The organism is Mesorhizobium sp. WSM4832 (genome assembly GCF_055811115.1).
Window position 1 is genome coordinate 66412 of sequence record NZ_JBVVQH010000022.1, and the last position, 26796, is coordinate 93207.

The 26796-nt window shown below is 63.5% G+C and carries 26 protein-coding genes; 5 read left to right on the plus strand and 21 right to left on the minus strand.

Translation table 11 applies throughout. The features are described from left to right. Positions 1-146: 146 nt before the first annotated feature. Entirely contained in the window at positions 147-635 is a 489-nt protein-coding gene (gene parS / locus AC0L2L_RS26550) for a type II RES/Xre toxin-antitoxin system antitoxin (protein ID WP_473582581.1), read from the plus strand. Continuing rightward, positions 632-1135 carry an RES family NAD+ phosphorylase gene (locus AC0L2L_RS26555; RefSeq protein ID WP_473582583.1) on the plus strand — a complete coding sequence of 168 codons (504 nt, stop codon included), beginning with the start codon at positions 632-634 and terminating at the stop codon, positions 1133-1135. The genes parS and AC0L2L_RS26555 overlap by 4 nt, the downstream gene beginning before the upstream one ends. A 38-nt stretch (positions 1136-1173) precedes the next feature. Here AC0L2L_RS26555 and AC0L2L_RS26560 read toward each other — a convergent pair whose 3' ends face one another. After that, entirely contained in the window at positions 1174-1581 is a 408-nt protein-coding gene (locus AC0L2L_RS26560) for a tautomerase family protein (protein ID WP_473582585.1), read from the minus strand. A 113-nt stretch (positions 1582-1694) separates the two neighbouring features. Between AC0L2L_RS26560 and AC0L2L_RS26565 the strand changes: the two genes are divergently transcribed. Next, a complete protein-coding gene (locus AC0L2L_RS26565) occupies positions 1695-2549 on the plus strand; it encodes a LysR substrate-binding domain-containing protein (RefSeq protein WP_473582587.1) in 855 nt (284 codons plus the stop codon). 152 nt (positions 2550-2701) lie between these two features. Here AC0L2L_RS26565 and AC0L2L_RS26570 read toward each other — a convergent pair whose 3' ends face one another. The 3 genes from AC0L2L_RS26570 to AC0L2L_RS26580 all read right to left on the minus strand — a co-directional run bounded on the left by AC0L2L_RS26570 (position 2702) and on the right by AC0L2L_RS26580 (position 6189). Continuing rightward, positions 2702-3619, minus strand: coding sequence for a DMT family transporter (locus AC0L2L_RS26570; RefSeq protein WP_473582589.1), 918 nt, complete (start codon positions 3617-3619; stop codon positions 2702-2704). 40 nt (positions 3620-3659) lie between these two features. Then, positions 3660-4553, minus strand: coding sequence for a DMT family transporter (locus AC0L2L_RS26575; protein ID WP_473582591.1), 894 nt, complete (start codon positions 4551-4553; stop codon positions 3660-3662). Positions 4554-4692: 139 nt separating this feature from the next. Further along, positions 4693-6189: a S10 family peptidase gene (locus AC0L2L_RS26580; RefSeq protein ID WP_473582593.1), complete on the minus strand. Its 1497-nt coding sequence runs from the start codon at positions 6187-6189 to the stop codon at positions 4693-4695. 213 nt (positions 6190-6402) lie between these two features. Between AC0L2L_RS26580 and AC0L2L_RS26585 the strand changes: the two genes are divergently transcribed. Continuing rightward, complete coding sequence (locus AC0L2L_RS26585; protein ID WP_473582595.1) at positions 6403-6909, plus strand: OsmC family protein; 507 nt, start codon at positions 6403-6405, stop codon at positions 6907-6909. A 9-nt stretch (positions 6910-6918) separates the two neighbouring features. Here the strand turns inward: AC0L2L_RS26585 and AC0L2L_RS26590 are convergent, their stop codons facing one another. The 13 genes from AC0L2L_RS26590 to rpsF all read right to left on the minus strand — a co-directional run bounded on the left by AC0L2L_RS26590 (position 6919) and on the right by rpsF (position 19017). Beyond that, positions 6919-7143: a hypothetical protein gene (locus tag AC0L2L_RS26590; RefSeq protein WP_027165524.1), complete on the minus strand. Its 225-nt coding sequence runs from the start codon at positions 7141-7143 to the stop codon at positions 6919-6921. A 138-nt stretch (positions 7144-7281) separates the two neighbouring features. Continuing rightward, a complete protein-coding gene (locus AC0L2L_RS26595) occupies positions 7282-7923 on the minus strand; it encodes a hypothetical protein (protein WP_473582597.1) in 642 nt (213 codons plus the stop codon). Between the two features lie 88 nt (positions 7924-8011). After that, complete coding sequence (locus AC0L2L_RS26600) at positions 8012-8755, minus strand: SDR family NAD(P)-dependent oxidoreductase (RefSeq protein WP_473582599.1); 744 nt, start codon at positions 8753-8755, stop codon at positions 8012-8014. 53 nt (positions 8756-8808) lie between these two features. Beyond that, positions 8809-10290 (minus strand): amidophosphoribosyltransferase, encoded by a 1482-nt coding sequence (gene purF / locus AC0L2L_RS26605; RefSeq protein ID WP_473582601.1) that lies wholly within the window; start codon positions 10288-10290, stop codon positions 8809-8811. A gap of 112 nt (positions 10291-10402) precedes the next feature. After that, the gene (locus AC0L2L_RS26610) at positions 10403-11077 is read right to left on the minus strand and encodes a CvpA family protein (RefSeq protein ID WP_473582603.1); all 675 of its coding nucleotides are present in this window, start codon (positions 11075-11077) and stop codon (positions 10403-10405) included. A 46-nt stretch (positions 11078-11123) separates the two neighbouring features. Next, positions 11124-12527, minus strand: coding sequence for a DNA repair protein RadA (radA, locus tag AC0L2L_RS26615; RefSeq protein ID WP_027165529.1), 1404 nt, complete (start codon positions 12525-12527; stop codon positions 11124-11126). 231 nt (positions 12528-12758) lie between these two features. Beyond that, positions 12759-14249 carry a replicative DNA helicase gene (locus AC0L2L_RS26620; protein ID WP_027165530.1) on the minus strand — a complete coding sequence of 497 codons (1491 nt, stop codon included), beginning with the start codon at positions 14247-14249 and terminating at the stop codon, positions 12759-12761. A gap of 258 nt (positions 14250-14507) precedes the next feature. Beyond that, positions 14508-15473 (minus strand): small ribosomal subunit Rsm22 family protein, encoded by a 966-nt coding sequence (locus AC0L2L_RS26625; protein WP_473582605.1) that lies wholly within the window; start codon positions 15471-15473, stop codon positions 14508-14510. 70 nt (positions 15474-15543) lie between these two features. Then, entirely contained in the window at positions 15544-15864 is a 321-nt protein-coding gene (locus tag AC0L2L_RS26630; RefSeq protein WP_473582607.1) for a YnfA family protein, read from the minus strand. A gap of 68 nt (positions 15865-15932) precedes the next feature. Continuing rightward, a complete protein-coding gene (locus AC0L2L_RS26635; RefSeq protein WP_473582609.1) occupies positions 15933-17228 on the minus strand; it encodes a class I SAM-dependent methyltransferase in 1296 nt (431 codons plus the stop codon). 230 nt (positions 17229-17458) lie between these two features. Continuing rightward, complete coding sequence (gene rplI / locus AC0L2L_RS26640) at positions 17459-18046, minus strand: 50S ribosomal protein L9 (protein ID WP_473582611.1); 588 nt, start codon at positions 18044-18046, stop codon at positions 17459-17461. 228 nt (positions 18047-18274) lie between these two features. After that, positions 18275-18523, minus strand: coding sequence for a 30S ribosomal protein S18 (rpsR, locus tag AC0L2L_RS26645; protein WP_006203718.1), 249 nt, complete (start codon positions 18521-18523; stop codon positions 18275-18277). Then, positions 18523-19017 (minus strand): 30S ribosomal protein S6, encoded by a 495-nt coding sequence (gene rpsF, locus AC0L2L_RS26650; protein WP_027165535.1) that lies wholly within the window; start codon positions 19015-19017, stop codon positions 18523-18525. The genes rpsR and rpsF overlap by 1 nt, the downstream gene beginning before the upstream one ends. A gap of 960 nt (positions 19018-19977) precedes the next feature. On the opposite strand from rpsF, the gene AC0L2L_RS26655 reads away from it, so the two are divergent. After that, positions 19978-20379, plus strand: a complete 402-nt coding sequence (locus tag AC0L2L_RS26655) for a hypothetical protein (protein WP_473582613.1) — start codon at positions 19978-19980, stop codon at positions 20377-20379. An 80-nt stretch (positions 20380-20459) separates the two neighbouring features. On the opposite strand, the gene AC0L2L_RS26660 is transcribed toward AC0L2L_RS26655, so the two are convergent. From AC0L2L_RS26660 to AC0L2L_RS26675, 4 genes are all read right to left on the minus strand, one after another. Next, a complete protein-coding gene (locus AC0L2L_RS26660; RefSeq protein ID WP_473582615.1) occupies positions 20460-20723 on the minus strand; it encodes a curli assembly protein CsgF in 264 nt (87 codons plus the stop codon). Between the two features lie 48 nt (positions 20724-20771). Then, positions 20772-21374: a hypothetical protein gene (locus AC0L2L_RS26665; RefSeq protein WP_473582617.1), complete on the minus strand. Its 603-nt coding sequence runs from the start codon at positions 21372-21374 to the stop codon at positions 20772-20774. A 43-nt stretch (positions 21375-21417) separates the two neighbouring features. Continuing rightward, complete coding sequence (locus tag AC0L2L_RS26670; RefSeq protein ID WP_473582618.1) at positions 21418-21810, minus strand: hypothetical protein; 393 nt, start codon at positions 21808-21810, stop codon at positions 21418-21420. A 71-nt stretch (positions 21811-21881) separates the two neighbouring features. Then, positions 21882-26615, minus strand: a complete 4734-nt coding sequence (locus AC0L2L_RS26675) for a beta strand repeat-containing protein (protein ID WP_473582620.1) — start codon at positions 26613-26615, stop codon at positions 21882-21884. Positions 26616-26796: the final 181 nt, after the last annotated feature.

Here is a 26796-nt window from a genome sequence, read left to right on the forward strand (position 1 = left end):
TCGGGGGAAGGTCAATGTGGGGCGGCGCGAACGGAACGGATCATTGATTTCAGGGCGCGACAGTGATGAGCGGGAAGATTCGCAGCCATCACTTGAAATGGGGTGACGCATGTCGTAAATAAAGCGACACGTGACGGAGAATAATTATGGCTGATCTCCCAACCGGGTTTGCCGAGGCACCGCATATGGAGCCGGAGTTCGAACGCCTGGTCGACCTGTTCGGCGGGCCGAAAGTTCTTGGATTTTCCGTGTCCAGTCCGCTTGAGGCCCATGAGATGATCCTGCACGGAATTCCAGGCCGGGCCTTGGAAAGCCTTGTCGAGCACCTGACCGTCATTGACCTTGCCGATGCCTTCGAAACGGCGTTCGGCATGAGCGAGCGGACATTTCAGCGGCATAAATCGGATCGCTCCAAGACCCTCAACAAGGAGCAAGGTTCTAGAACCTGGAATTTCGCCAGGATCCTCATGAAGGCCACGTCCGTTCTCGGAACCCAGGAAGAGGCTGAGAAGTGGATGATTCAGCCGGCGATGGGCCTGGACAATCGGCGACCGATCGATCTGCTGACCACGGCGGCGGGCACTATGCTTGTACAGGAATTTCTCGAGCGGCTCGATTACGGTGTCTACGCGTGACGCCCTTGCCGGGTTCCCTCGGGACGGGAGAGGTTCTTGGCTGGAGGCTTGATCACAAACGCTTCAAGTCAACTTGGGACAGCGGTGAGGGAGCTTTCAAACTCGGAGGAAGGTGGAACAGCAAAGGTGTCAGGGCCGTGTACGCGTCCATTGACCCTTCGACCGCCATTCTCGAGGTGGCTGTCCACAAGGGGTTTCGCACGCTCGATACTGTTCGTCACGTGCTGACGGCATTCGACATCACCAATCCGCCGGAAATTCATGTGGTGGAAATCAACGATATTCCGAACACAAACTGGCTGCGCCCCGGCATTCCCAGCGCGGGGCAGCAGCAGTTTGGCGACGGTCTGTTGGCAAGGCATCCCTTGTTTCTAATTCCGAGCACGGTATCCCAGCATAGCTGGAACCTGGTGTTCGATCCCGGTCGAGCGGCCGGCCTTTACGAGCTACATCTCCAAGAGGATTTCGCGCTCGATACGAGGCTTCATCCTCCCGCGTGATAGCCGTCAGGTCAGAGCGGCGAAGGGAAATAAAATCCTCACGCCGCCTTCAGCCTGCCGCTGATGAACCGGAACTCCTGGCTCTTGCCGCCGAAACCATAGGCCGCGGCCGGCACCTCGTGCACCAAGGCGTAGCTTTCCTCATGCACGCCCTTGAGCAGCCGGCCGAAAGCTTCGAAGATCGCCTTGAGATAGGCCTCCAACTCGAGCTTGGTGTTGGTGCCGTCAACGACCTTGATGTCGAGCCAGAACGTGCTGGTGCCATGTTCGGCCAGCGGCTTGCCGCCGGCGAACCAGTGCTGCGGATCGATGTAATTGACGGCGACCGCCGTGATGGTCGGATCCTTGCGTAAATGGGTGGCGGTGATCTCGGTGACCTCCTTGGCAATCGCGGCGGACAGTTTGGCATCCGGCTTGCCGGTGACGCTGGTATTGATGATAGGCATTTTTCTCTCCTTCGGGTTGGGCGCCATGCGCCTTCGATGAGAGGATCATGCCACTGTCCTTGCATCAATAAAATCGAATTGTTTTTGACAAACGATTCGATATAATCGAAGTAATGGAAGCGCTCGATCCCGATCTTTTGAAAACCTTCCTCGCCTTCGTCGACGGCGGCTCGCTCGCAAAGGCTGCATTCACTGTCGGCCGCACGCCGTCGGCGGTGACCGCGCAGATGCAGCGGCTGGAGGAGATCGTCGGCGAACCGTTGCTCACGCCGCAAGGCAGGGGACGCGGGCTGACGCCGGCCGGCGAGGACCTTGTCGGCCATGCTCGGCGCATCCTTGCGGTCCACACCGAAGCCTGGCTGGCGCTGAAAGGCGCGCGCGCCGGCGGGCGCATCGCCATCGGCACGACGCAGGATTTTGCCGACCGCGGCCTGCCGAAGCTTTTGCGCGCCTTCGCCGCCAGCCATCCGCGGGTGCGGATCGAACTGCGCGTCGGCCGCTCCCAGGAACTCGGGTCAGCCTTGCAGGCAGGCCAGCTCGATCTCGCAATCCTCATGCGCCATGCGCCATCGCCCGATGAGGTGGCGCTTATCAGCGAGCCGATGCTGTGGCTCTGCTCGGACAAAGGCTTGGCGACGCGGCAGGAGATGGTGCCGCTGGCGCTGCTCGACCCCTATTGCGGCTTCAGGGAGGCCGCGCTCAACGCGCTCGACGCCGCCGGCCGCCGCTACCGCATCGCCGCCGGCAGCGCCAGCCTTGCCGGCCTGCGCACCGCGGTCAATGCCGGCATCGCGCTGACGCCGCGCACCTGGCGCTTCGCCCATTCTGGTATCGTGGAGGCGTCGGCCGATCTTGATCTCCCGCCGCTGCCGGCGGCCGACTTCGCCATCCGGCTCGGCCGCGAGGCGGCTCGTCCGGCGCGGGATCTGGCGGAACTCCTGGGCAGCGGCCTTGCCTTGCCACCCTGACCGGCGAAGAATTCCCCAAAAGAAAAAGCCGACCTTTTTGCGGGTCGGCTTCTAGTCGGACGGGTCGAGGGGTTTGGGGGGACTTGGGGGGTGACCCGTCGATCCAATAATGCCTCACGCGAATGATGGTTCCGTGACTCGGCAAAATAATTTTACAAGCGCGCCGATTTCGCTTTCAGCCAGTCGCGACCGGCATGGGCAAAAACCGCGCAAAGCACGATGGCGCCGCCGATGACGCTGGCCATCGGCGGGACTTCGCCGAGGAACATGAGGGCGAAAAGGATGGCGAACGGCACCTCGGCCGAGCCGAGCAGGCCGGCTTCCGCCGACGGGATGAGCCGTGAGCCTTCCGTCCACAGGATCGAGGCCAGCGCGAAGGAGCAGCCGAAGGTGGCAAGCAGCACCATGTCGCGGGTCGAGACGGCCAGCGGATCGGTGACGAACCAGCCGAGCACGAAAAGCAGGAAGGCCGAGACCGTGGCGGCCCAGACGACGGGTGAATCGCGAAAGGCCCGCACCATGATCATGTAGAGCGCGCTGCCGGCGGTCATCAGCAGCGCCAGGGCGTCGCCGAACAGATGGCCGTTGCCGAGGCCGGCTCCCACCATGATGGCGACGCCGCAAAGCGATACGGCGGCCGCAACCATCGTCTGCAGCCGGAATTTTTCCCGCACCAAAAGGAAGGCAAGCAGCGCCGCGATGAACGGCGAGGTCGCGTAGATGACTGCGACATTGGCGACATAGGTGAATTTGAAGGCCGAGATGAAGGCGATGCTGGCGGCGGCGCCCTCGACCGCAAGCAGCCAGCCGCGCCAGCCGAGCCGCAGGCTTTCGCGCCCGCCCGAACGGCGCCGGCGCCACAGCACGTAGAAGCTGATCAGGATCGAGCCGAAGAAACCACGCCAGCACGTGATGGTCAGCGGATCGGCGTGGATCGACTTGGTCAGCACGCCGGTGAGCGCGAAGGCGATGGCCGATGCCGACACCAGGATGATGCCGAGCGCGCGCTCGGCCGCCACGTCGGCCGGAGCCGGCACGAGCTTTTCAGGCATGTCGAGCGTTTCCGTCATGGCGCCAGCCTACCCGGTTGCTGCTGACAGCCTTCTGTCATCAGGCCCGCTCCCGTTTGCGGAAATGCTCGTTGCCGACGATCAGCAGGCCGGCGCCGACGATCAGCGCCGCGCCCATGAACACTTCCGTGCGCGGCAGGTCTCCCCAGATGGCGTAGCCCAGCGCGAAGGCCCACACCAGCGAGGTGTATTCGAACGGCGCGACGATCGACACCGGCGCGCGCTTCATGCCTTCGAACAGCATGTATTGCGCCACGCCGCCGAGCCCGCCGACGCTGAGGAGCAAAAGGAGTTGCGGCCCGTCGGGCATGCGCCACCAGATCAGCGCAGGCACGGCCGAAAAGAGCAGGAAGTAGAAATTGTTGAGCACGAGCTGGATCATGGTGCGCTCCTGCATGGCGATCTTGCGCAGGAGCACGACGGCGATGCCCCAAAGGACGGCGGCGGCCAGCACGAGCACCACTGGCAGCGACAGGCCGAGCCGCGCCGGATCGCAGGCTATGAAGACGCCGACGAAGCCGATGAACACCGCGATCCAGCGCAGCAGTGGTACCGTCTCGCCCAGGATCAGCACCGACAGCACGGTGACGATGATCGGCGCGGCGTAATAGATGGTGGTGAGCTCGGCGAGCTGCAGCGAGCGCGCGGCGTTGTAGTAGCAAAGCCAGGCGGCCAGCGTGAAGGCGCTGCGCACCAGCATCGGCTTGACGATCGCAGAGTCTATCGTGTCGGCAAACAGCCGCTTGCCGCCGATCGCGCCGCAGGCGACGAGCACGGTGATCGAGCGGACGAACATGATCTGCCAGACCGTCATGCCGGCGACCAGAAGCTTGATCGAGGCATCCTGTGCTGAAAACAGGAAATAGGCGGCAGCCGTGAACAGGATGCCGGCCAGCACCCTTTCGCGGCTTTCGAGGACGACGACATCGGCCATGCGGTTCAGCGTGGTTCGCGTGAGGCGGTTCCGCCCCAGTCGGAGCCACGCCGCAGCTATACGAGTGAAAACAAGCGCTGCGCTGCTCCAGCGCGGCGCTTGCGTTGGCGCAGGGGCTGCCGCTGCGGCTGGTTTGGGCCTACTGCGTCGCCTGGTAGAGCTCGGACGCCGCGTCCTTCAGCGCGCGCCGACCGTCGGGCCGCAAATACATCATGTGGCCGCCCTCGACGACGTCGAGCCGGATCGGCTTGGCGTCGGCCAGCGAGGGAACCTGGTTCACCAGGTAGCGCGAGCCGAGATAGGGTGTGACGAGGTCGGTATAGCCGTTGACGATGACGACGCCGAGGCCAGGGTTGAGCGAGCGCGCCCGCTGCAGGTCGTTCATCACCCCGGCATAGCCCTGGCCCGAGTTGCCGTAGTCCCAATTGCGGCTGATCTCGCCATTGAGCAATCGGTAGCTGACATCGGTGCGGTAGTTCAATTCGTCACGAACATAGGCGACGAAGGCGGAGGTGAGCACCGGAACGCTGCGGTCGAGTACCGGATCCGGGCCGGCGTCACGCGCGCTTTGCGGCGCGATGTCGGCGGTGCCGATGGTCGCGTCATAGGGGCTGAGCACCTTGCCCGTGGCGCGCTGGAATTCCTTGGCGAAAAGCCCGGTGGGGATGCGGGCGAAATTGCGTTGGACGAGCTCGAGCGGCAGGCCGGTGATCTCCGAAACGCGCCCGCTGGCCAGTTTGCCGCCTTGCTCCAGCCCGCTGTTCAGTGCCGTCAGGTAATCGCCGAGTGCGTAATGCTCGACTTCGGCCAGCCTGTCGCGGAGCGCGTCGCCGGTCACGCCGTCGCCCTTCAGCCGCGTTGCCGCCAGCGAGGGCAACTCGAGCGCCCAATGCAACTGGTCGAACTGATCGGGCCGCACCAGCATGAACTCCAGCGCCGGCGAGATCAGCACGATGCCGCTTGGGCTCAGGCCGACATCCTCCTGCAGCGTGCGGGCAAGCAGTGCGGCGCGAAAGCCGCCATAGCTTTCGCCGGCGAGGAACAGCGGCGATCCGGTGCGGCCGTTCTGCGCCAGATAGAGCCGGATGAAGGCGCCGACCGAGCTGGCGTCTGCGTCGACGCTCCAGAATTCCTTCGGCTCATGCCCCGGCGCCTCGCGGCTGTAGCCGGTGCCGACCGGATCGACGAAGACAAGATCGCTCATGTCGAGCCAGCTGTCGGGATTGTCGATGAGCTTTTGCGGCGGCCGCAGGAACTCGCCGTCGGCGGCGGTCTCGACGATGCGCGGTCCGATCGCGCCGAGATGCAGGTAAGCCGACGCCGCGCCCGGCCCCCCGTTGAAGACGAAGGTGATCGGCCGATCCTTCGCCGGGGCGGGCGACTGCTGTGTGTAGGCGACATAGAAGATCTCGGCCGTGACCTCGCCCTTGCCGGACAAGAGCGACAGCGTGCCCGCCTTGGCCTGGTAGTCGAGCTTGCGGCCGGCGAGCGTGATCGAATGCTCGGTCACCTGCGGCGGCGGCAACAGCGACAGCACGCCGCCTTCGGGTGCCGGGCGTTCGGAGGGCGCGGCGAAGGCGGGCTGAACGAAGGCGGCGAGCGCCAGGATGGCGAGGGGGATGAGCTTGGATCGCATAGTGGCTCCGCGGGAATGACACCCGCAAGGTATGGCCTGGGTGGGTGAAGTCAAAGGGGCGGGGCGCAAAAGCTGCCAATCTCCCCCGCAAGGGGGGAGATCAGCTTTCGTCGCGGCCTTCGCAAATCACCCAGGCAGCGGAAAGGGCGTGCTGTCCCGCCGTCATATCAGTGCTATCAAGGCGTCAAAGACTGATCGAAAGGAATCTCGACAATGGACGCGACCGCACTCAAGGCCATGCAGGCGCCGCTGAAAGACGCTTATCGCGACGATGCCGCGCGAGCGCTGATCACGCTCAAGGCCCGCGGCACGCTCGACGATCAGTCGATCGCCTGCAAGGTGGAGACGGGCAGGGCGCTCGCCATTGCCGGGCTTCATCCGGCCACCGGCGGCTCGGGGCTGGAGCTTTGCTCGGGTGATATGCTGCTCGAAGCGCTGGTCGCTTGCGCCGGCGTGACGCTGAAAGCGGTGGCGACGGCGCTGGAGTTCAAGCTCGGCAACGCCACCGTCGAGGCAGAGGGCGACCTCGATTTTCGCGGCACGCTCGGCGTCGCCAGGGACGCGCCGGTCGGCTTCCGCGAAATAAGGCTGAAGTTCGGCCTCGACACCGACGAGCCGCAGGAGCGCATCGATTCGCTCTTGAAGCTTACCGAGAGTTACTGCGTGGTGTTTCAGACTATCAACAACAAGCCGGCGTTGAGCGTGAGCGCCGAACGCTGATCACTGGCGCTATTGCGCCGACGGCGTCTCCGCGTCCCCTTCATCGGTAAATGGCGAGGCGCTCGGCACGCACTGCACGGCCCAGCCCTGCGGCGTCGGCTGCTTCTGGTATTCGGTGACGGCGTTGGTGCACTGTTCGCGGGTATCGAAGGTGCTGGGCAGCACCACCATGCCGCCTTGCGGGCCGGCGATCACCAGATACCAGACTAACGCTACGCTGGGTGTAGCAGCCATGGGGAATTCCTCGCTTTGCTGAAATGTCGGAGTCGGACCGATCCTAGCAACTCCCCGCCGATGGCGAAAGCAGGGCGGCGGCACACGCTTTCGCCGCCCTGTTCACAGACCGGTGAATAGAGTGATCGTGACCCGCGCTCACTCGGCCGCGAAGCAGTAGAACAGGCCGTCGCCGCCGGTGCCCTTGAGCGCCTCCTGGCTGCAGCCGCCGCGCGAGGCATGCGAGGAATTCCACGACTTCGCCGCCGCCGAATCGTCGAGCCCGGCACGATCGTGGTGCCCCATCATGGCAGCGCCTTCGGCGTTGCTCATCGTCCAGTCGCCGCAGGTCTGGTCGGCGATCCTGGTGCCGTCGGGCTTGGAGCCGGTCAGCATGTCGTGACGGTTCGGCGTATCGCCGCGGCCGTTGATCGTCTCGCCCTTTTCGGTCAGCGCCGTCTGCTTGGTTATGCCGTTGGCGTCGCTGTGCAGCGAGGCGACATCGTCGGCGATCTTCTCGCCCTTGGCGTTGAACCATGGGCCCTTGCCGATGCGGTCGCGCGCGTCTTCGGTGCTGGAGGAAAGATAGGCATGCCAGGTCTTGCCGGTGACACCGGCCGCTTCGGCCAGCGAGGCGCAATGCGCGTCGGCGCCCTTCAGCCCACCGAGATCGGCGCCCTTGCCGGAGCCGGCACTGGTGACGAAGAAGCTAATCTTTGCGTCTTGCGAGAACGCGGCGCCCGCCGTGGCGGCAAGAGCGACGGCTGTCGCGATGGCGGCAACGAGAAGAAGTCTGCGCATATCGGTCCTCCAGTTTCGAATGTCCTACATTCGAAGAACGTAGCCGAAGGCCTGTTTAATCCGTTTCGAACTCAAGTTTGTTCGAAGCTTATTCCGGCTGCCGGTAGGCGACGAAGCGGTTGTGCTTGGCTTGGAAGATCAGCCCGGTTTCCTTCAGCTCCGGGCTGGCCAAAGGCACGATGCGCCTGGCGATCTCGGACGGATGCGGCAGCGTCTCCGGATCTTCGCCGGGCATGGCTTGCGCGCGCATCGCGGTGCGGGTGGCGCCAGGATCGACGGCGTTGACCCTCAGAGGCAGGGTCTCGGTCTCATGTGCCCAGGAGCGCATCATCGTCTCCACTGCAGCCTTTGAGGCCGCATAAGGCGCCCAGAAGGCGCGTGCCGAATGAGCGGAGCTGGCGGACATGATGATGGCGCGGCCGGCGTCGGAGAGCCTGAGCAGCGGGTCGACCGAACGGATCAGCCGCCAGGTCGAGGTGACGTTGATGGTCATCACTTTTTCGAAGGTCTTTGCCTCGACATGGCCGATCGGCGAGATCACGCCGAGCACGCCGGCATTGGCGACCAGGATATCAAGCTTGCCCCAGCGCTCATGGATTGCGCCGCCCAGCCGGTCGATGCCGGCCATGTCGGAAAGATCGAGCGGTACCAGCGTCGCCTGTCCGCGGCCGTCCGTCTTGATCTGGTCGTCCAGTTCTTCCAGTCCGCCGACGGTGCGCGCCACCGCGATAACATGCGCGCCGGCCGCGGCCAGCTCCCTGGCGATGAAATAGCCGATGCCGCGCGAGGCGCCGGTAACGACCGCCACGCGGCCGGAAAGGTCGAGGGTCATGCGAAAGCTTCCATCAGGCGGGCGCGAGACACTTGGCGAAGGAGTCCGGCGCCCTACGCCCCGCTGTTCGCCAGCAGCGACAGCGTGCGCACGTTGTCGTGGCCTTCGAAGTCGAGCAGGCGGGTGGGGTATTGTCCGGTGAAGCAGGCGTCGCAGAATTGCGGCTGCTCGTTGTCGCGTCCGGCCTCGCCGACGGCGCGGTAGAGCCCGTCGATCGACAGGAAGCCGAGCGAATCGACGCGGATGAACTCGGCCATCTCCTCGACCGACATGCGCGAGGCAAGCAGCTTCGACTTCTCCGGCGTGTCGACGCCGTAGAAGCACGACGCGCTGGTCGGCGGCGAGGCGATGCGCATATGCACTTCCTTCGCGCCGGCGTCGCGTACCATCTGCACGATCTTCTGGCTGGTGGTGCCGCGCACGATGGAATCGTCGACCAGCACCACGCGCTTGCCTTCGATCATGCGGCGGTTGGCGTTGTGCTTGAGCTTGACGCCCATGTGGCGGATGGAATCGCCCGGTTGGATGAAGGTGCGGCCGACATAGTGGTTGCGGATGATGCCGAGCTCGAAGGGAATACCGGCGGCCTGGCTGAAGCCGATCGCGGCCGGCGTGCCGGAATCCGGCACCGGCACCACGATGTCGGCCTCGACCGGGTTTTCCTGCGCAAGTTCGGCGCCGATGCGCTTGCGCACCTCGTAGACGTTGCGGCCCTCGACGGAGGAATCCGGCCGCGCGAAATAGACATATTCGAAGATGCAGAAACGGGTCTTCTGCGGCTCGAACGGGAACAGGCTCTCGATGCCCTTGGAGGTGACGACCACCATCTCGCCGGGCTTGATGTCGCGCACGAAGCGGGCGCCGATGATGTCGAGCGCGCAGGTTTCGGAGGCGAGGATCCAGGCGCCGTCGAGGTCGCCCAGCACCAGCGGCCGGATACCGAGCGGGTCGCGGCAGCCTATCATCTTCTTGGCCGTCATCGCCACCAGCGAGAAGGCGCCCTCGACCTGGCGCACGGCATCGATGAAGCGCGAATTGAGATCACGTTCCTTGCTGGTAGCGACCAGATGCAGCAGCGTCTCGGTGTCGGAGGTGGAGGAAAATATCGCCCCCTGCTTCTGCAACGCGCGCTGTACCGTCATCGCATTGGTGAGATTGCCGTTGTGGGCGACAGCGAAGCCGCCTTCGCCGAGTTCGGCGAAGAAGGGCTGGACGTTGCGCAGGCCGGAGCCGCCCGTGGTGGCGTAACGGGTGTGGCCAATGGCGCGGTTTCCTTGCAGGCTGTCGATGACGCGCTGCTTGGTGAAGGTGTCGCCGATCAGGCCGATATGGCGCTCGACATGGAACTGGGTGCCGTCATAGGAAACGATGCCTGCCGCCTCCTGGCCGCGATGCTGCAGGGCGTGCAGGCCGAGTGTGACGATGGCCGCCGCATCCTGCCGGCCGAAAATGCCAAATACGCCGCATTCATCGTGGAAATGGTCGTCGGCCTCGGCGGAAAGCACGTCGTCTGCGTCTGCCTTCGAGTCTGCCATGGGGGCTCAAGCTCCGCTAAAATCGCCATATAAGGCGATCGCTCGTCGAAAGCAACGCACGCCGTTCGGCATTCGCATCAACGTCAGGTCGGCGAGCCCTGCCGGCCCGCAATCAGTTTGCCGGCGCTGGCGCCGGGGCAGGAGCCGGGGCAGGAGCCGGCTCGTTGTCGGCCGGGGCGTCGCCCTCGCTGTCGTCGGGCGCCGGCGCGGTGTCGTCGCCTGCCGGCGGCTCGGCCGCGGGCTGGTCGGTCGTCGCCGGGGCGCCTGCCTGCGGCGTGCCCTTATGCGTGTATTTGTTGACCAGTTCCTCGGTGTTTTCCGGCAGCACGCTTTCCAGCTTGGCGCCGATCGTCTCGAGCAACGGCCGCGACTTGGCGTTGGCTATCCAGGGCGGCGCCTTGGCGCCCGCCAGCCAGTTGAAGAACAGAAGCGCCACCGCGACCACCAGGATGCCGCGCGCCGCGCCGTAGAGGAAGCCGAGCGTGCGGTCGAGCGCGCCGATGCGCGAATCGATGATCCAGTCGGCGAGCTTCATGGTGATGACGGAGACGACGATCAGCGCGATCAGGAAAACGACGCCGGCGGAAGCCGCCATCGCGATCTTGTCGTTGTCGACATAGGGCTGAACATAGGGCAGGACCGGCTTGTAGAAGAAGAACGCCGCCGCCGCCGCCGCCGCCCAGGAAACCACCGACAGCACTTCCCGGGAGAAGCCGCGCACCATGGCAAGCATTGCCGAGACCAGGGTGAAGCCGACGAGGATTCCGTCAAGCAGCGTAATCGGCATGTCTTTGGCCCCACTCCGATCTCTGTTCACGGCCCGACGGGCCGCATCACTCCCCCTCGTCGGCGCGGCTGCGCCGTGAGCCGGCTATGCGCGCCACAAGGTCGGCAAGCTCGGTGGGCTGGAATGCGCCGGCCCCGATGCCCCCGGCAACTTCCTCGCTGCCAAGCGGCAGCACCGCGCTTCCAAAACCCAGCTTTTCGGCTTCCTTGAGGCGCTGCTGCGCATGCGCAACCGGCCTCACCGCGCCCGATAGGCTGATTTCGCCGAAATAGACGCAATCGGCGGGAAGGGCAAGACCGGTGAGCGAGGAAACAAGTGCCGCGGCGACCGCGAGATCGGCCGCCGGCTCCGAGATCCGGTAGCCGCCGGCGACATTGAGATAGACGTCTTGCTGGCCGAAGCGCACACCGCAATGCGCCTCCAGCACGGCGAGCACCATCGACAGCCGCGCGCCGTCCCAGCCGACCACGGCGCGGCGCGGCGTGCCGAGCGAGGAAGGCGCGACCAGCGCCTGGATCTCGACCAGTACCGGCCTTGTGCCTTCCATGCCTGCGAAAACCGCGGCGCCCGGCGATTTCGCATGCCGTTCGCCGAGGAACAATTCCGACGGATTGGCGACCTCGCGCAGGCCCTTGTCCGACATTTCGAACACGCCGATCTCGTCGGTCGGGCCAAAACGGTTCTTCACCGTGCGCAGGATGCGGAAGTGATGGTTGCCTTCGCCCTCGAAATAGAGCACGGCATCGACCATGTGCTCGACGACCCGCGGTCCGGCGATCTGGCCCTCCTTGGTGACATGGCCGACAAGCACGATCGCGGCACCTGTGGATTTCGCATAGCGGATCATCGCCTGCGCGGCCGCGCGCACCTGGGTGACGGTGCCCGGCGCCGAATCGGCAAGGTCGGTCCATAGCGTCTGGATGGAATCGAGGATCACGAGATCGGGCCGTTTGCCGTCGGCTATGGTCGCCAGGATGTCCTCGACATTGGTCTCGGCGGCAAGCTCCACCGGTGTGTTCGCGACGCCTAGGCGCTGCGCCCGCAGCCTGATCTGCGCGACCGCTTCCTCGCCGGAGACATAGACGATGCGATGGCCCTTCGAGGCGAGCGCGGCCGCGGCTTGCGTCAGCAGCGTCGACTTGCCGATGCCGGGATCGCCGCCGACCAGCAGCGCCGAGCCGCGCACGAAGCCGCCGCCTGTGGCGCGGTCGAGCTCGCCGATGCCAGACACGATGCGCGGCGCGTCCTCGATATCACCCGACAGGCTTGTGAGCACCACGGCGCGGCCCTTGCGGGCGTTGCGGGTATTGGCCGGCCCCGAGCCGATGCCGCCGGACGTGCCTTCCTCGACGAGCGTGTTCCACTCGCCGCAGGCATCGCATTTGCCGGCCCAGCGCTGATGCACCGAGCCGCAATTCTGGCAGATGAACTGAACGCGCGATTTGGCCATTAGGGGCGGCCTGCGACAAACATTGCTGGATAGGTCGGCGGGCCAGCCCACTCCTCTGTCCTGCCGGACATCTCCCCCTCAGGGGGGGAGATCAGCAGCTTTGGCGACGGCGCCCATCTTGCAACGTCTGCGATTGGCGAAAGCCGACGCGATATCCAATCTCCCCCCTTGAGGGGGAGATGTCCGGCAGGACAGAGAGGGGGGCGAAGGAATGAGGCCTTTCTCAAGAGCTCACTCAAACCTTTCCGGCAGATGGTGCTCTTCCGCCAGATCCGAGAACCGCGTGAACTCGCCGTGGAAGGCGAGGCTGACCGATCCGGTCGGTCCGTGGCGCTGCTTGGCCACGATGCACTCGGCCTTGCCGCGCGCCTCGTTCATTTCGTTTTCCCACTTGATGTATTCGTCGGTGCCGAGCTTCGGCTCGCGGTTCTTGAGGTAATATTCCTCGCGATAGACGAACAGCACCACGTCGGCGTCCTGCTCGATGGAGCCTGATTCACGCAGGTCCGAGAGCTGCGGGCGCTTGTCGTCGCGGCTTTCGACCTGGCGCGACAGCTGCGACAGCGCGATGATCGGCACACCGAGTTCCTTGGCCAGCGCCTTCAAGCCTGTGGTGATCTCGGTGATTTCCTGCACGCGGTTCTGCGAGGCCTTGGCGCTCGACCCCTGCATCAGTTGGATATAGTCGATGACGATGAGGTCGAGGCCGCGCTGGCGCTTCAGCCGCCGCGCCCGGGCGGAGAGCTGCGCGATCGAGATGCCGCCGGTCTGGTCGATGAACAGCGGGATTTTCTGCATTGTTTGCGAGCAGGCCACCAGCTTCTCGAAATCGATCTCGGTGATCTCGCCGCGGCGGATCTTCGAGGATGAGATTTCGGTCTGCTCGGAGATGATGCGGGTGGCGAGCTGCTCCGACGACATTTCCAGCGAAAAGAAGCCGACGACGCCGCCATTGGCGGCTTTGAACGAACCGTCGGCCTGCTGGGCCGGCACGTAAGCTTCGGCGATGTTGAAGGCGATGTTGGTGGCCAAAGAGGTCTTGCCCATGCCAGGGCGCCCGGCGAGCACGATCAGGTCGGAAGGCTGCAGGCCGCCCATGCGGCGGTCGAGGTCGCGCAGGCCGGTGGCGATGCCCGACAGACCGCCGTCGCGCATAAAGGCGGCGTTGGCCATGTCGACGGCGGTCTTGACCGCGTCGTTGAAGCTTTCGAAGCCGCCGTCGTAGCGGCCGGTCTCAGCGAGCTCGAACAGGCGCCGCTCGGCATCCTCGATCTGGTCGGACGGCGACATGTCGACCGGCGCGTCATAGGCGATGTTGACCATGTCCTCGCCGACGGTGATCAGCGCGCGGCGAGTGGCGAGGTCATAGATCGCGCGTCCATAGTCGGTGGCGTTGACGACGGTGACCGCCTCGACCGCCAGCCGCACGACATACTGCGCCACCGTCATGTCGCCGACCTTCTCGTCGGCCGGCAGGAAGGTCTTCAGCGTGATCGGCGTCGCGATCTTGCCCATGCGGATGAGCTCGGCCGCGACCTCGAAGATCCGGCGGTGCAGCGGCTCGTAGAAATGCCCCGGCTTCAAAAAATCCGAGACGCGGTAGAAGGCGTCGTTGTTGACGAGGATAGCGCCGAGCAGCGCCTGCTCCGCCTCGATGTTGTTCGGTGCCTCGCGATAAAGCGGCGTTTCCGCCGCCCCGAATTTTAGTGCCGCCTCTGCCATGATATCCCCGATTCCGATCCCGCTTTCTCGATATCAGAACGAGACGATTGGGTGCTGACCTTTCTGCAACAGTGGGTCTCGAACCGGCCTTGATGCTCGCGATTCACAGGCAAAATTTTTTCGTGGAAAGAATCGCAGTTGACTCGAATCGAAGACGGGAAGTTAGCGTTTCTCGAACGAGAACAAAACAGGAAAATGCAATGGCGGTTCCGCGTTTGATTGCTGCGCGTCCGCTTCGCCCGTGGATGACGAAGTGCCTCAGTCCAGCGTATCGCCCCAGTCCGCCCGCCGCGCTGCCTTGAAGACATCGCCGTCGCGCTTGCTGAACAGGCGCTCGCTGGCGCTGCCGTCCGGCTGGCAGAGCTTCAGCACCACCTTGCCGGAGCCCCCTTTCGGCGGCGCGACCACCCGTGCCGGGCGCGCCGGCGCCGGCTGCCGGGAAGCGGCGAGGTAGATGAACTTCTCGTCCTCCCACGGCACCTCCGCCTCCTTGACCAGGCGATGCAGCCGCGAGCGGGCGACGCGGCGCGCGAAATGGCACCAGTCGGGCGGCGTCAGCGGGCAGGGCGCATTATGCGGGCAGGGCGCCAGTACATGCGCTCCCGCTCCGGTCAGTTGTTGCCGCGCGGCAAGGATGCGCTGCCAGCCGGCGGGCGTGCCGGGCTCGACGATGAGCAGCGTGTCGGCCGTAAGCCGCCAAAGGCGGTCGATGAGCTTCGGCAGCGAGGCAGGCACGATCTCGTCCAGCACATAGGCGGCGCTGACCAGGTCGGCGGGTTCAATGCCGTCGAGATCGATCGTCGCGTCGCCGGCGATCCAGTCGGCGCGGGCCGCGATTGCGCCTTCGGCAAGCGATTGCCCGGCCTTGCGCACGGCAGCGCTTGCCTCGACCAGAACCGCCCGTTCGAGTTCGGGCCATGCGTCCGTCGTTGCCCAAAGCATGGTGCCAGGCCCGGCGCCGATGTCGAGCAGGCTCGCCGGCCGGAAATCGGGGCGGGCACCGGCCAGTGCTTCGAGGCTGGCGCGCACGGCGGCATAGGTGGCGGGCAGCCTCGTCGCCAGATAGGCTTTGACCGCTATCTCCTCGCCCATATGCAGGCGGCCGTCGCGCAGCTCGGCGCGGTAGCGCTCCGAGAGCGTCCGGGCCGCCTGTTTCAGCGCCGCAAGCGGCACCTTCTCCAAGAGGCTGTCGACGCCTTGCCGCAATTGGGCGGGGAGTTCCACGGTCAGGCTCCCTTGGAGTCGAAGAGATAGGGCATGATGTCGTCCGAAAACCGCTTCATACTTTTCGGCATCATGCTCTGGGCGCAAGCAGGATGACGGAGGCGCCGGCGACGCAGAGCGCCGCCCCCGCCAGATCCCAGCGGTCGGGGCGCACGCCCTCGACCAGCCACAGCCAGCCGAGCGAGGCGGCAATGTAGATGCCGCCATAGGCGGCATAGGCGCGGCCCGCCGCATTGGTATCGACCAGCGACAGCAGGAAGGCGAACAGCGCCAGCGAGACGAGACCGGGAAGAAGCCAGAGCGGCGACTTCTCGAGCCGCCACCACGCCCAGAACGAGAAGCAGCCGGCGATCTCGGCGAGGGCGGCTGCGATGTAAACGAAGTAGGTCATGAAAAAGGTCTCGCGAACGAGACCTTTTTCGTGGCGTCAGGCCGTAATGGCAAGCGGCAAATAGGCGACTACTCCACCTTCTTGCGGCGCGCCGGCTTGGCCGGCTTGACGGGGGCCGGCGCCGCCGGCTCCAGGTGTCCGATATCGCGCAGCTCCAGCGCTTTCTCGCATTTGGCTATGTAGTCGCGCGTCATCGGCAGCGTGTCGTTCTGCTTGGCGATCTGGAACTGGAAGATCACCAGATCCTGCCAGCGGAAGGCGGCCTCGGAGGCGGCGAGGTAGAACTCCCACATCCTGCAGAAGCGCTCGTCATAGATCGCCTTGGCCTTGTCACGGTTGACGGCGAAGCGCTCGCCCCAGTGCTTGAGCGTCTCGGCATAGTGCAGCCGCAGGATTTCGACGTCGGTGACGACGAGACCGGACTTCTCGATCGCCGGCATCACCTCCGACATCGCCGGGATGTAGCCACCCGGGAAAATGTATTTGCGAACGAAGGCGCTGGTCGCCCACGGCACGCCGGAACGGCCGATCGTGTGCAGCAACATGACGCCGTCCGGCTTCAGCAGCGTTGCGGCCTTGTCGAAGAAAGTGCGGTAGTGGTTGACGCCGACATGCTCGAACATGCCGACCGAGACGATGCGGTCGAAGCGTTCGTTCAGCGCGCGATAGTCCTTGAGCTCGAAATGCACGCGATCCTGCAAGCCTTGCGCATGCGCGCGGTCGGTTGCGACGCCATGCTGCTCGGTGGAGAGCGTGACGCCCTGCACGTCGACGTCGAAGGCCTTGGCGAGATAGAGGCCGAGGCCGCCCCAGCCGGAGCCGATGTCGAGCACCGTCTGGCCGGCCTTGAGCCGGAGCTTGGCGGCGATATGGCGTTTCTTGGCGGCCTGCGCCTCGTCCAGCGTCATGTCCGGCTGTTCGAAATAGGCGCAGGAATACTGCATGTCCTCGTCGAGGAAGAGCTTGTAGAGCTCGCCGGACAGATCGTAGTGGCGCTCGACGTTGCGGCGCGCGCGCGCTGCGGTGTTGATCTGCTGCAGCCGGCGGAAGGCGTGGCGCAGGCCCTCGATCGCCTTCGACCAGGCCACGTCGATGCCGCTCGAGCCCATGTTCTGGAACGCAATGCGCATCAGCCCGAGAACGCCGCCCTCGAGTACGTCCAGCTCGCCGTCCATATAGGCTTCAGGCACCGCCAGCATCGGGTCGAAGGTGATGGCACGCTCGGCATGCATGGTCTTGATGTGGATGTGCACCGGCTCGCCGCTGCCGTCGCCGAACTTGTGCGTCACGCCTTTCGGGCCGGTGACTTTGAGGTCGCCGGCCCGCACCAGGCGTTCGAGAACGTGTTTCAACAGGATATTCATGACCAAATGTCCCCTCAGTCGGACCACCCGGTGACCGGACTGGAATGCCAGATCGAAAGTGCCGTGGCGCGTCGCCCGCGTCCAATCGACGCGCCACGCTGTAATGTGCACAAGATATAGGGTGTCGAAAAGTTCCTTTTGGCATAAAAAAGCCCGGGTCTGAGACCCGGGCGTTAGTCCAGTACTGATTGAACATCGAAGCGGCTGGTGCGCCGCTCCGGTCTTGTCGATCAGGCGTTCTCTTCGCCGCCACCCTCGAATTCGGCGTTCGGGTCGAAGAAATTCTCCGGCCGGGCGTTGTCGTTGATGTCGTCGCCATAGATGGCTTCGGCGGTGGTCAGCATCTCGCCCTTGGCCTGGCGCTCCGCCTCGTCGGACGAACGGGCGACGTTGAGCGTCACGGTGACCTCGACTTCCGGATGCAGCGCGATCGCCACATTGGTAAGGCCGATGGTCTTGATCGGCTGGTTGAGCTCGATCTGGTTGCGGTTCACGGTGAAGCCTTCGGCGGTGAGCAGGTCGGCGATGTCGCGGGTCGACACCGAGCCGTAGAGCTGGCCGGTCTCGCCGGCCGAGCGCACCACGATGAAGCTCTTGCCGTCGAGCTTCTCGGCGATCTGCGCTGCTTCCGACTTACGCTCGAGGTTGCGGGCTTCGAGCTGGGAGCGCTGGCCTTCGAACTTCTTCTTGTTGGCTTCGTTGGCGCGCAGCGCCTTGCCCTGCGGCAAAAGGAAATTGCGGGCGAACCCGTCCTTGACCTTGACGGTTTCGCCCATCTGGCCGAGGCGGGAAATGCGCTCGAGGAGAATGACTTCCATGGTTTCGTTCCTTTGTTGTCAGGCGCCGGTCGCGAGACGGGCGTCGAATAATTGGAACAGGTCAGGAAGCTAAAGGGCGTCGCCGCCGGTGTCGCTGTCCTGCCTGTCTGGGCAGTTAGAGGCAATTGGCCCCAACTCGGGATTTGACTTCAAACCGTCGCGGCGCCCGTCGCCGTGAGGTGGAAGCGGGCGGCGAGCCGCCCGCTTGATCATGGTCAAACTAAAGCCTTAGCGGACCACGTAGGGCAGCAGGCCGAGGAAGCGGGCGCGCTTGATCGCCTTGGCGAGCTCACGCTGCTTCTTCTGGCTGACGGCGGTGATGCGCGAGGGCACGATCTTGCCGCGCTCGGAAATATAGCGCTGCAAGAGACGCACGTCCTTGTAGTCGATCTTCGGCGCATTGGCGCCGGAGAACGGGCAGGTCTTGCGGCGGCGGTGGAACGGGCGCCGGGTCGGGATCTGGTTGATGTCGACCATTATTCTGCACCCCCTTCAACGCCTTCGCGCGGACGGCGCGGGCCACGGTCGCCGCCTTCGCGGTCGCCGAACGAACGCGGACCACGGTCGCCGCGGTCGCGGTCGCCGAAGGAACGCGGGCCACGATCGCCACGGTCGCGGTCGCCGAAGCCGCCGCGCTCGGAGCGCTCTTCGCGCTTCTGCATCATCGCCGAAGCGCCTTCCTCATGCGCCTCGACCTTGATGGTGAGGAAACGCAGCACGTCTTCCGACAGGCCCATCTGGCGCTCCATTTCGTTGAGCGCGGCCGGCGGGCAGGTGATGTCCATCAGCGTGTAGTAAGCCTTCCGGTTCTTCTTGACCCGGTAGGTGAGGGACTTCAGTCCCCAGTTCTCGATCCGGCCGACCGATCCGCCATTCGCCGTGATGACGCCCTTGTACTGTTCGACAAGCGCGTCAACCTGCTGCTGCGACAGGTCCTGCCGGGCAAGAAACACATGTTCGTAAAGAGCCATTATGTTTAAGTGCCTTTCTTCGTTTCTCTGTACCGGCCCTCGCGGCTAAGCCTCTGCAACTTGTCTGACCCGGTCATCGAGGAACGGGAAGAAAGGAGCATCGCGAGACGGTCGAGAGCGGAGACACGGGAGGCTAGAAGCGCTTCTGCTTCGTGTCGTGGTTTTGAAAGCCACGGCCCTCCGTTCAGCCCCCAGCAAGGACCGGCAGATTGCGGGCGTCTATATAGCAAATCTCCCGGAAGGCAAGGCCGGGAAGGCGCCGGCGTGACTGCAGAGTGTCGCAGCCTTCAGAAAAACGCCAACGCCAGCAGATACTCGATTTTATCGATTTTCCTGTAATCCGGCTTTAACCACCACATGAGGTTGTACCGGGTTGCAACCACCCGCTGCGGCATGAGAACGGTTGTGGCGGAATGGAACGACCGCGACCGCTTTCAATGCATGATGCGAGGAGTATCTGGTTTGCGCCTTCGTGAAACACGTTCTGTTTGCAGGCCCGTCATTTCTTTCGCAACAGACCCTTTATGCTGACGGATGAGACCACGTGCTTGTCAACCCAGGTAATCCAAGGCGCGGACGGCGGCTTTGCGCCTATATCGGCCGTTCGGAATAGTGGTAGCCGCACCCCAATTGCAGTCATCCATGTATGCGCCAAAGGATGGCCGGTTGCCCGACCGGCAGGCGAGTTCAATTCCATTCGTTCGGGCAAGTGCCGGCTGCGCGCAAGATGCCACGGCGCGCGACTCCGCTTGAGTTGACGCTATTTTAACGCCGCCGAAGCGCGAGCAGCAAAGCGGACTTGGAAAAGTGGTCCTGCGGTGCTCTCTGTTTCGGGCATGGGAGGGTTGCGCGAACTCGATTAAAATCTCGACCCTGATCTTAACTAATTACAAGTCATAGCGCTTCACGGTAAATTATTACGACCCGTGTACTATCCATTCCAGCAACAGGGGATGGGCAATGAAAATAAAATCGATGTTGTGCGCCGTTTCTTTCGGCGTTGCATTGACCAGCAACGTCAATGCAGCCGAATTCTATTCTCCGGCTTACATAAATCAGATCGGCTCTGGCGCGTACAAGGGCTCATTTGCAACAATGAGCACTGAAGACATCGTAAAGCCTATGTTCCAGGTGGCAACAGGCCTGTCTTCCCTGCGACCCAGCCAGGGCAATCTAGGCCTGATTTGGCAAGAGGGCGACACCAACACCGCCGCCATCACCCAGGACGGGATCGGCAATATCACCCTCGTGCGCCAGATCGGACTGGACAACACCGCCTCGGTCACGCAGAGCGGCTCAGGTCATCAGGCCCTGGTTTTCCAGCAGGGGCGCGGTAACGTGGCGATCATCCACCAGCGCTGAGTTCCTTCCCTGGACTTGCTCTCAACGCAGGAATGGCCGGGGACTTCCCGGCCCTTTCGCAATTCAATAGAGAACCGGCCTCAATTGTTGCCGCCATTGTCCGGCAGATCTGTCGGATCGGGATCCGGCTGCGGGATGCCACCAAAATCAGGGAAGTCGATCGAAAAACCCGGCGACCCGCCGCCCGTCGTTTGCGCAGTCGCCTGCGACAGCAGCCAATTGCCATTCAGGGGATCGCCACCGAAGGTCGGATTGACTGGTTTGTAGACGAGTTCGGATGCGCTCGCGCCGCCGACCGCGGCGACTGCGGCGATGCCGGCGGCAAGCACGATGGTGCGTAGCATAGTCAAGTCTCCTTTTCCTTCCTCTGGTCCTCGATGCCTCGGCCGGCATTACTTGGGAATGACATACATCCGCCCCGGGACGATGACCACGACCGCGTTCTGCAGGCCGCGAAGGCCAGTGGGCATCAGGTAGTTTCCCGATTGCGGCGTCTGAATCGCCAGAACGGTGGCATTGCTCGCATTCGTCACGTCGAGAGCGCCAGCCAGATCGTTGCCCTTCTGTAGATAGGCGACGCTGTTGTTGTTGCCCGAAACGCCGACAAGCTGAAAGTTCCGGTCACCCTGGCTTGCCTGCAACACTTTGTTGTTGGTGCCGCCCTGGACCAGCAGAAGCGCGGAATTGCTGCCCTGGATCGACTGAACCGCGCGATTGTTGCTGCCGGTCTGGTTGATGGAGGACAGATTGCTGCTGCCGTCGACATTCGACAATGCATGGTTCGTGTCGCCGATCTGGGCGATCGATGTCGTGGTCTGAGCCTGGCCAAGGATGAAAGGACTGATCGGCTGCATCAGTGTATTCAGCGTGGCCTCTGCATTCGGCGAATTCTCGACCAGCAGGTCCTCAGCCGAAGCAGATGCTGCGACCAGCACAAAGGCCGAAACCGCAGCGGCGTTCTTCAGCGCCCTTACGAATGTGCCCATCTTGGTCATTTTTGTCCCCATGCGCTGCCCAAAGGCGCGCTGTTAGCCGGCGTTAGGTTCGAATGCCCTGCGCGTCGAAGTCGATGTCTTGCGAAAGCCGGCATAGCTCCACACCCGCGGAAGTCGCCGTCATGTCGATCTTGAGCTTTGTCGGTTGACCGACGGTAATGACGTTGTTGCCGGGAAAGCTGACGCTCTGGCTGGTGAAATTCGAATTCGATCCCGATCGGCTGTGGACTGATATGGCGAACTTGCCGATGATGTTTTTGTTGGTCTCGATGAAGGGCGTGATCCTGGTCAATGCGCCGCTTTCGATCGTGACTCCGCATTTCACGACGCGCTGGTCGAGAATCTCTGCGTCAAGAGTCTGTGAATTCATGGAAAAAGCCCCGGTGTGGCTGCCGAGGAGGAGGGCGCTTGCCAGTATGCCAGGTTTCAATGCCATTCGCCGCCTCCCTTGTCCGCTGCCTTGAAGGAGATGTGGGGCGCCGGAAAGCGCCCCACATGGTTTTTAGCTTAGTTCTGGACGACGGCAGCAACGTTGCCGCGGCCCGACTGCATGACGAACGAATTGTTGCCGCTGTTATGCTGGGTGATAGCGGCGATGTTCGGGTTTGTCCCCACGCCGACGCCGTTCTGCAGCACGGTCGAGCTGTTCGAGCTGCCGTCCTGGATGATGTAGGCGAAGCTGTAGTCGCCGGTTTGGGCAACGAGCGAGTTCTGCGAGGAGCCCGACTGAAGCACCGAAGCGCCGGAGTTGTCGGCATCCTGCAGGATCAGCGACGAGCTGCCGGTGCCCGACTGCGCGGTGATCGCCCAGTCCTGGCTGCCATGCTGGACCGTCGCCGATTGGTTGTTCGAACCCTTCTGCGTGGTGATGGCCAGGTTGCTGTTGCCGATCTGCGTGGTGAGCGACAGGTCGGCCGAAGCCACCTGCAGGTTCGCCAGGTCGTCGAGCGAGTCGACATTGGTCAGATCGAGATCGCCGGACTGCGTGGTGTAGGCCTGGTTGCCGTTACCGCTCTGGATGGTGCCGGCAGCCGAAGCCAGAGCCGCTTTCTGGGTGGTGACGGCCAGATTGCCATTGCCTTGCTGGAAGGTGCCGGTAAGCACGCCCGCGGTCAGTTCCTGCGAGTTGATAGCAGCGTTTCCGTCGCCGATCTGAACGCTGGCCGCCAACGAAGCCGCCGCGCCAACCTGCGAGTTGGTGGCGAAGTTGCCGTTGCCGTCCTGGACGATGGCCGCAGCCGAGGCGATGGTCGGGACGACGACCTCTGGAAGCTGGTCACCGATCGCCTGCAACCCGGCCACGGCGGCTGAGGACAGCGAGGAGCCCACAAAGGCGTTGACCAAACCCATAACCAAGGGGCTGGCAGGCGTGTGATCGGATTTCTTGGACGCCCAAACAGATACACTCGCATGTGCAGTCAGCGTATCCGGGATAATGACCTTACCGACCTGAGTGTTCGAGCCGAAGTTGTCATTTCCGTTCTGGATGACTGCCGCTATGGAGTCCTGGGCAGGAGCGTCGTCAGTTCCGGTCAAGCCCGCATTGGTCCATTGCACACCATACTCATATGTCGCGCCAAAGAACTTTTGTTCGCCGAGCTTCAGCTTGTCATCCGGCAGTCCCAAATTGACAGTCTGCGAGTTGCCCTGCGTGTTGAACGCCCGATTGTTGTCGCCGACCTGCACGACGGCGGCCTTGACGCTCGAGCTGCCGTTCTGCTGTGTGTTGACGGCGCCGTTGCCGTGCCCGTACTGGGCGATGAAGGCACTCGAGTCCTGAACGCCGTTCTGGACATTGAAGCCAACATTGGTGGCGCCGCCGTCGTTGCCCTGCAGGATTAGAGCCGAGCCGCCGTCAACGTTGATCTGCGTGTTGGCGGCAAGGTTGGCGCCTGCTGACGTGCCGAATTGCACGACGGCCGCGCTGGAGTCGGTGACATTGGTCTGGGTATTGGCACCGGCGTTTCCGGTGCCGCCCTGGACGATCAGGGCCGAGGTCGGATCGACATTGGTCTGGTCGTTGAGCGCGACATTGCCGCTGCCGAGCTGCACGATCGCCGCGGACGCCTGAGTCGAGTTGCCGTCTTGCAGGTTGGTGCCCTGGTTGTTGTTGCCGGCCTGAACGATGCCCGCTGAATTGTCCTGACCACCGGTCTGGACGTTGAAGCCCTGATTTCCATCACCGGCTTGCAGCACGCCTGCGGAAAGACCGGCATGCGTGGCGTCGGCTGCCTGGAGGTTCGACGCGGTGTTGCCGCTGCCGAACTGGGCGATGACAGCCATGTTGCCGGTGTCGTCCGCACCGGGGGTCGTCAGCCCTGTCTGGACGTTGCCGGCGATGTTGTTGTTGCCCGCCTGCACGATGCCGGCCTGGTTGTTGTAGCCGTCCTGCTGGTAGTTCGCCGCCGAGTTGGCGGAGCCGAACTGCGCGATGCCTGCCTGGTTAGGCAGATTCGCCGATACCAGGCCGCCATTCACCTGCGTGTTGGAAGCGGTGTTGTGGTCGCCACCCTGCACGATGGCGGCGTTGGCGAACGTGCCCCCGACTCCGCCCTGCGAATTGCCGGCGATATTAGACGTGCCGAACTGGGCGATGACAGCGTTGTCTTTTCCGGTCAGATTCTGCGTGTTGACCGCTACGTTCGAACTGCCCACCTGGACGATGCCGGCATTCAAGTCGGCGCCGATCTGTGAGTTGGACGCGGCATTGCCCGTTCCCGCCTGGGCGATGCCGGCATTGTTGTCGGTGCCCTGCTGGAAGTTGATCGCGCCGTTGCCGTCGCCAACCTGGATCGTTGCGGCGTTGAGCGTGTCACCGGGAATGTTCGGCGTCACGGCGGTGTAATCCGACTGGGTGTTGCTGGCGTAATTGCCGTTGCCGGCCTGAGCGATCAAGGCGTTCGAGTCGACGACGGTATCCTGCGTGTTGATCGCACCGTTTCCGGTGCCGGCCTGAATGATTGCCGCGGACGTCGGATCGACATTGGTCTGCACATTGGCGCCTACATTGCCGCTGCCGCCCTGGACGATCAGCGCTGTCGCATCCGACCCGCCGGTCTGCGTGTTCGCGGCCGAATTGGTGTCGCCGGCCTGGACGATACCGGCAGTATTACCCTGGCCGCCGGTCTGCAGATTGACGCCGCCATTGCCGTTGCCGACCTGGAGGATGCCAGCAACGTCGACCGGACCGGTCGTGTCACCGACGGTGTCGGTCTGGGTGTTGGCGGCCGTGTTGCCATTACCGAACTGTGCAATGCCGGCCTGGTTTTCATTGCCGCCGGTCTGCGAATTGACCGCCCCATTGCCGCTGCCGCTCTGGATGATCAGAGCGTCGTTGTACCAGCCGTGCAACTGCGTGTTGCCTGCAACGTTGGTCGATCCGCCTTGCACGATGCCGGCCTTGTTGCCGGTGCCATAGGTCTGGGCATTGCCTGCGATGTTGCCGGTGCCGCCCTGGACTATAGCTGCGGAAGCGGTGGACGGATTGTTCTGGACGTTGAGGCCGGCGTTGCCGCTGCCGATCTGCAGGATCGAGGCGTTGCTGTAGTTCGGATCGATCTGCACGTTCCCGGCGGTGTTGCTCGTGCCGAATTGCGCAATGTTGGCAACGTTGTCGATGCCGAAGTTGGCGGAGTTGCCGCTCTGCGCGTTGGTGGCGGTGTTGAGGCCAGGACCCGTTCCGACCTGCACGATGTTGGCCGAATTGTTGTTCACGCCGGTCTGGGCGTTTCCGGCGAGATTGGCATTGGCATTGCTGCCATGCTGGACAATCGTCGCATCCGAATCGACCACGTTGGTCTGCACGTTCGCGCCGGTGTTGCCGGTGCCGCTCTGGATGATGAGGGCCGATGTCGGATCGACGTTGGTCTGATCGTTGAGCGCGACATTGCCGCTGCCGATCTGGACGACGCCGGCCGTAGCGGCAATCGACCCGCCATCCTGAAGGTTGGTCGCCTGGTTTGCGTCTCCCTGCTGCAGGACGCCGGCGACATTGCCCTTGCCCCCGTCCTGGACGTTGAGGGCTGCATTGCCATCGCCATTTTGAACGACGCCGGCCTTGTTGTTGCCGCCTTCAAGCTGCGCCGTCTGCAGGTTGGTAGCGCCATTGTTGTCGCCGTTCTGCAGGATCAGCGCGGTGGCGCCGGTTGTGCCGCCAGGCGTTGAAACGTCGTTTGCTGCGCCGACCTGGCTGTTGAAGGCGGAATTGCCGCCGCCATTCTGGACGATGCCGGCGACGTCGCCGAAGCCGTTTTGCGAGTTGTTCAAGGCGTTGTTGGCGTCGCCGATCTGGAGAATGCCGGCCTTGTTGCCGGTGCCGATATGGCCGCCGTCGCGGCTGAGATTCGTCGCGGTATTGTCGTCGCCGAACTGGGCGACGGCCGCTTCGTTGTCGGTGCCGCCGGTGTGGAGGTTGTAACCCTTATTGCCGTCGCCGCCCTGGACGATTGCGACGAAGTCGCTGGTTGATGAATCCTGACTGTTGAAGCCGAGATTGTTGTCGCCGACCTGCACGATACCGGCCTCGTTGCCGTGACCGATGTCGTATTGGCCGATCAGGCTCGGGGTGTTGTAAACGTCGATGAACTGGCTGTTATAGGCCTGGTTGTTGTCGCCACCCTGGGCGATGGTCGCGATCGAGCCTTTCTGCTGACTCTGCGCGTTCGAGGCGACGTTGTTGGAACCGCCCTGCAGGATGCCGGAAAAAGAGTCCGAAGCGGTGACGTTCGGACCGGACAGCTGCGTGTTGAAGGCGTAGTTGCCCACCTTGCTCGAGTCCGGGTTGAACTGGATGATGCCGGTGTCGTTATTCGAGCCCTGCTGCTCGTTCTGGGCCAGGTTGGAGTAACCGCCCTGGAAAATGGCGCCGCGGTTGTTGCCGGTCTGCAGGAATCTGTTGACCAGATTATGCTCGCCGAACTGGGCAAGGCCGGCAACGTTGTTGCCGGTTTGCAGGAACACGCCGCCAATGAAGTTTGCGTTGCCGAGCTGCTCCACGCCGAGCGTGTTGGTGCCGGTCTGGGCGACAGAAGGATTGTTGGAGCCGTCGAGCGGCAGGAAGAAGTTTCCTGTGCCGTGCTGGTAAATGAAGCCGCTGTTCGAACCAACCTGCGACAAATAGGCGAAGTTGCTGTCGTTGAGCTGGCTGATGAACGCGGTGTTGCCGGCCATGGCGGCCCCCGCCATCGGCATCATCGCTGCGCTGGCCAGCAGGCTGGCGCGGAAGATCCTGGAACGTGTCATTCGATAATTCCCCCTTTGATGGAAGCCACGAGGCAAAGCCTCAAACCCACCCGGCATCGCAAAAGCCAGATTCCCAAACGTGAACTAACACGGGTTTGTAAAAAAGAACAAGTGGAAAATGTTAATAACTTGATAACTTGTTGAGGTAACCAAATAAACCAGTAATAAAAATTGGCCGTGA

What these genes read in the sequence shown, in the direction of transcription:
- AC0L2L_RS26660 (WP_473582615.1), bottom strand. Translation starts at nt 20,723, where the DNA reads ATGCTACGCACCATCGTGCTTGCCGCCGGCATCGCCGCAGTCGCCGCG.
- AC0L2L_RS26580 (WP_473582593.1), bottom strand. Translation starts at nt 6,189, where the DNA reads ATGCGATCCAAGCTCATCCCCCTCGCCATCCTGGCGCTCGCCGCCTTC.
- AC0L2L_RS26565 (WP_473582587.1), top strand. Translation starts at nt 1,695, where the DNA reads ATGGAAGCGCTCGATCCCGATCTTTTGAAAACCTTCCTCGCCTTCGTC.
- rplI (WP_473582611.1), bottom strand. Translation starts at nt 18,046, where the DNA reads ATGGAAGTCATTCTCCTCGAGCGCATTTCCCGCCTCGGCCAGATGGGC.
- AC0L2L_RS26670 (WP_473582618.1), bottom strand. Translation starts at nt 21,810, where the DNA reads ATGGCATTGAAACCTGGCATACTGGCAAGCGCCCTCCTCCTCGGCAGC.
- radA (WP_027165529.1), bottom strand. Translation starts at nt 12,527, where the DNA reads ATGGCCAAATCGCGCGTTCAGTTCATCTGCCAGAATTGCGGCTCGGTG.
- AC0L2L_RS26575 (WP_473582591.1), bottom strand. Translation starts at nt 4,553, where the DNA reads ATGGCCGATGTCGTCGTCCTCGAAAGCCGCGAAAGGGTGCTGGCCGGC.
- AC0L2L_RS26610 (WP_473582603.1), bottom strand. Translation starts at nt 11,077, where the DNA reads ATGCCGATTACGCTGCTTGACGGAATCCTCGTCGGCTTCACCCTGGTC.
- AC0L2L_RS26570 (WP_473582589.1), bottom strand. Translation starts at nt 3,619, where the DNA reads ATGACGGAAACGCTCGACATGCCTGAAAAGCTCGTGCCGGCTCCGGCC.
- rpsR (WP_006203718.1), bottom strand. Translation starts at nt 18,523, where the DNA reads ATGGTCGACATCAACCAGATCCCGACCCGGCGCCCGTTCCACCGCCGC.
- AC0L2L_RS26595 (WP_473582597.1), bottom strand. Translation starts at nt 7,923, where the DNA reads ATGCGCAGACTTCTTCTCGTTGCCGCCATCGCGACAGCCGTCGCTCTT.
- AC0L2L_RS26585 (WP_473582595.1), top strand. Translation starts at nt 6,403, where the DNA reads ATGGACGCGACCGCACTCAAGGCCATGCAGGCGCCGCTGAAAGACGCT.
- AC0L2L_RS26655 (WP_473582613.1), top strand. Translation starts at nt 19,978, where the DNA reads ATGAAAATAAAATCGATGTTGTGCGCCGTTTCTTTCGGCGTTGCATTG.
- AC0L2L_RS26675 (WP_473582620.1), bottom strand. Translation starts at nt 26,615, where the DNA reads ATGACACGTTCCAGGATCTTCCGCGCCAGCCTGCTGGCCAGCGCAGCG.
- AC0L2L_RS26560 (WP_473582585.1), bottom strand. Translation starts at nt 1,581, where the DNA reads ATGCCTATCATCAATACCAGCGTCACCGGCAAGCCGGATGCCAAACTG.
- purF (WP_473582601.1), bottom strand. Translation starts at nt 10,290, where the DNA reads ATGGCAGACTCGAAGGCAGACGCAGACGACGTGCTTTCCGCCGAGGCC.
- rpsF (WP_027165535.1), bottom strand. Translation starts at nt 19,017, where the DNA reads ATGGCTCTTTACGAACATGTGTTTCTTGCCCGGCAGGACCTGTCGCAG.
- AC0L2L_RS26590 (WP_027165524.1), bottom strand. Translation starts at nt 7,143, where the DNA reads ATGGCTGCTACACCCAGCGTAGCGTTAGTCTGGTATCTGGTGATCGCC.
- AC0L2L_RS26635 (WP_473582609.1), bottom strand. Translation starts at nt 17,228, where the DNA reads ATGAATATCCTGTTGAAACACGTTCTCGAACGCCTGGTGCGGGCCGGC.
- AC0L2L_RS26665 (WP_473582617.1), bottom strand. Translation starts at nt 21,374, where the DNA reads ATGACCAAGATGGGCACATTCGTAAGGGCGCTGAAGAACGCCGCTGCG.
- AC0L2L_RS26620 (WP_027165530.1), bottom strand. Translation starts at nt 14,249, where the DNA reads ATGGCAGAGGCGGCACTAAAATTCGGGGCGGCGGAAACGCCGCTTTAT.
- parS (WP_473582581.1), top strand. Translation starts at nt 147, where the DNA reads ATGGCTGATCTCCCAACCGGGTTTGCCGAGGCACCGCATATGGAGCCG.
- AC0L2L_RS26600 (WP_473582599.1), bottom strand. Translation starts at nt 8,755, where the DNA reads ATGACCCTCGACCTTTCCGGCCGCGTGGCGGTCGTTACCGGCGCCTCG.
- AC0L2L_RS26630 (WP_473582607.1), bottom strand. Translation starts at nt 15,864, where the DNA reads ATGACCTACTTCGTTTACATCGCAGCCGCCCTCGCCGAGATCGCCGGC.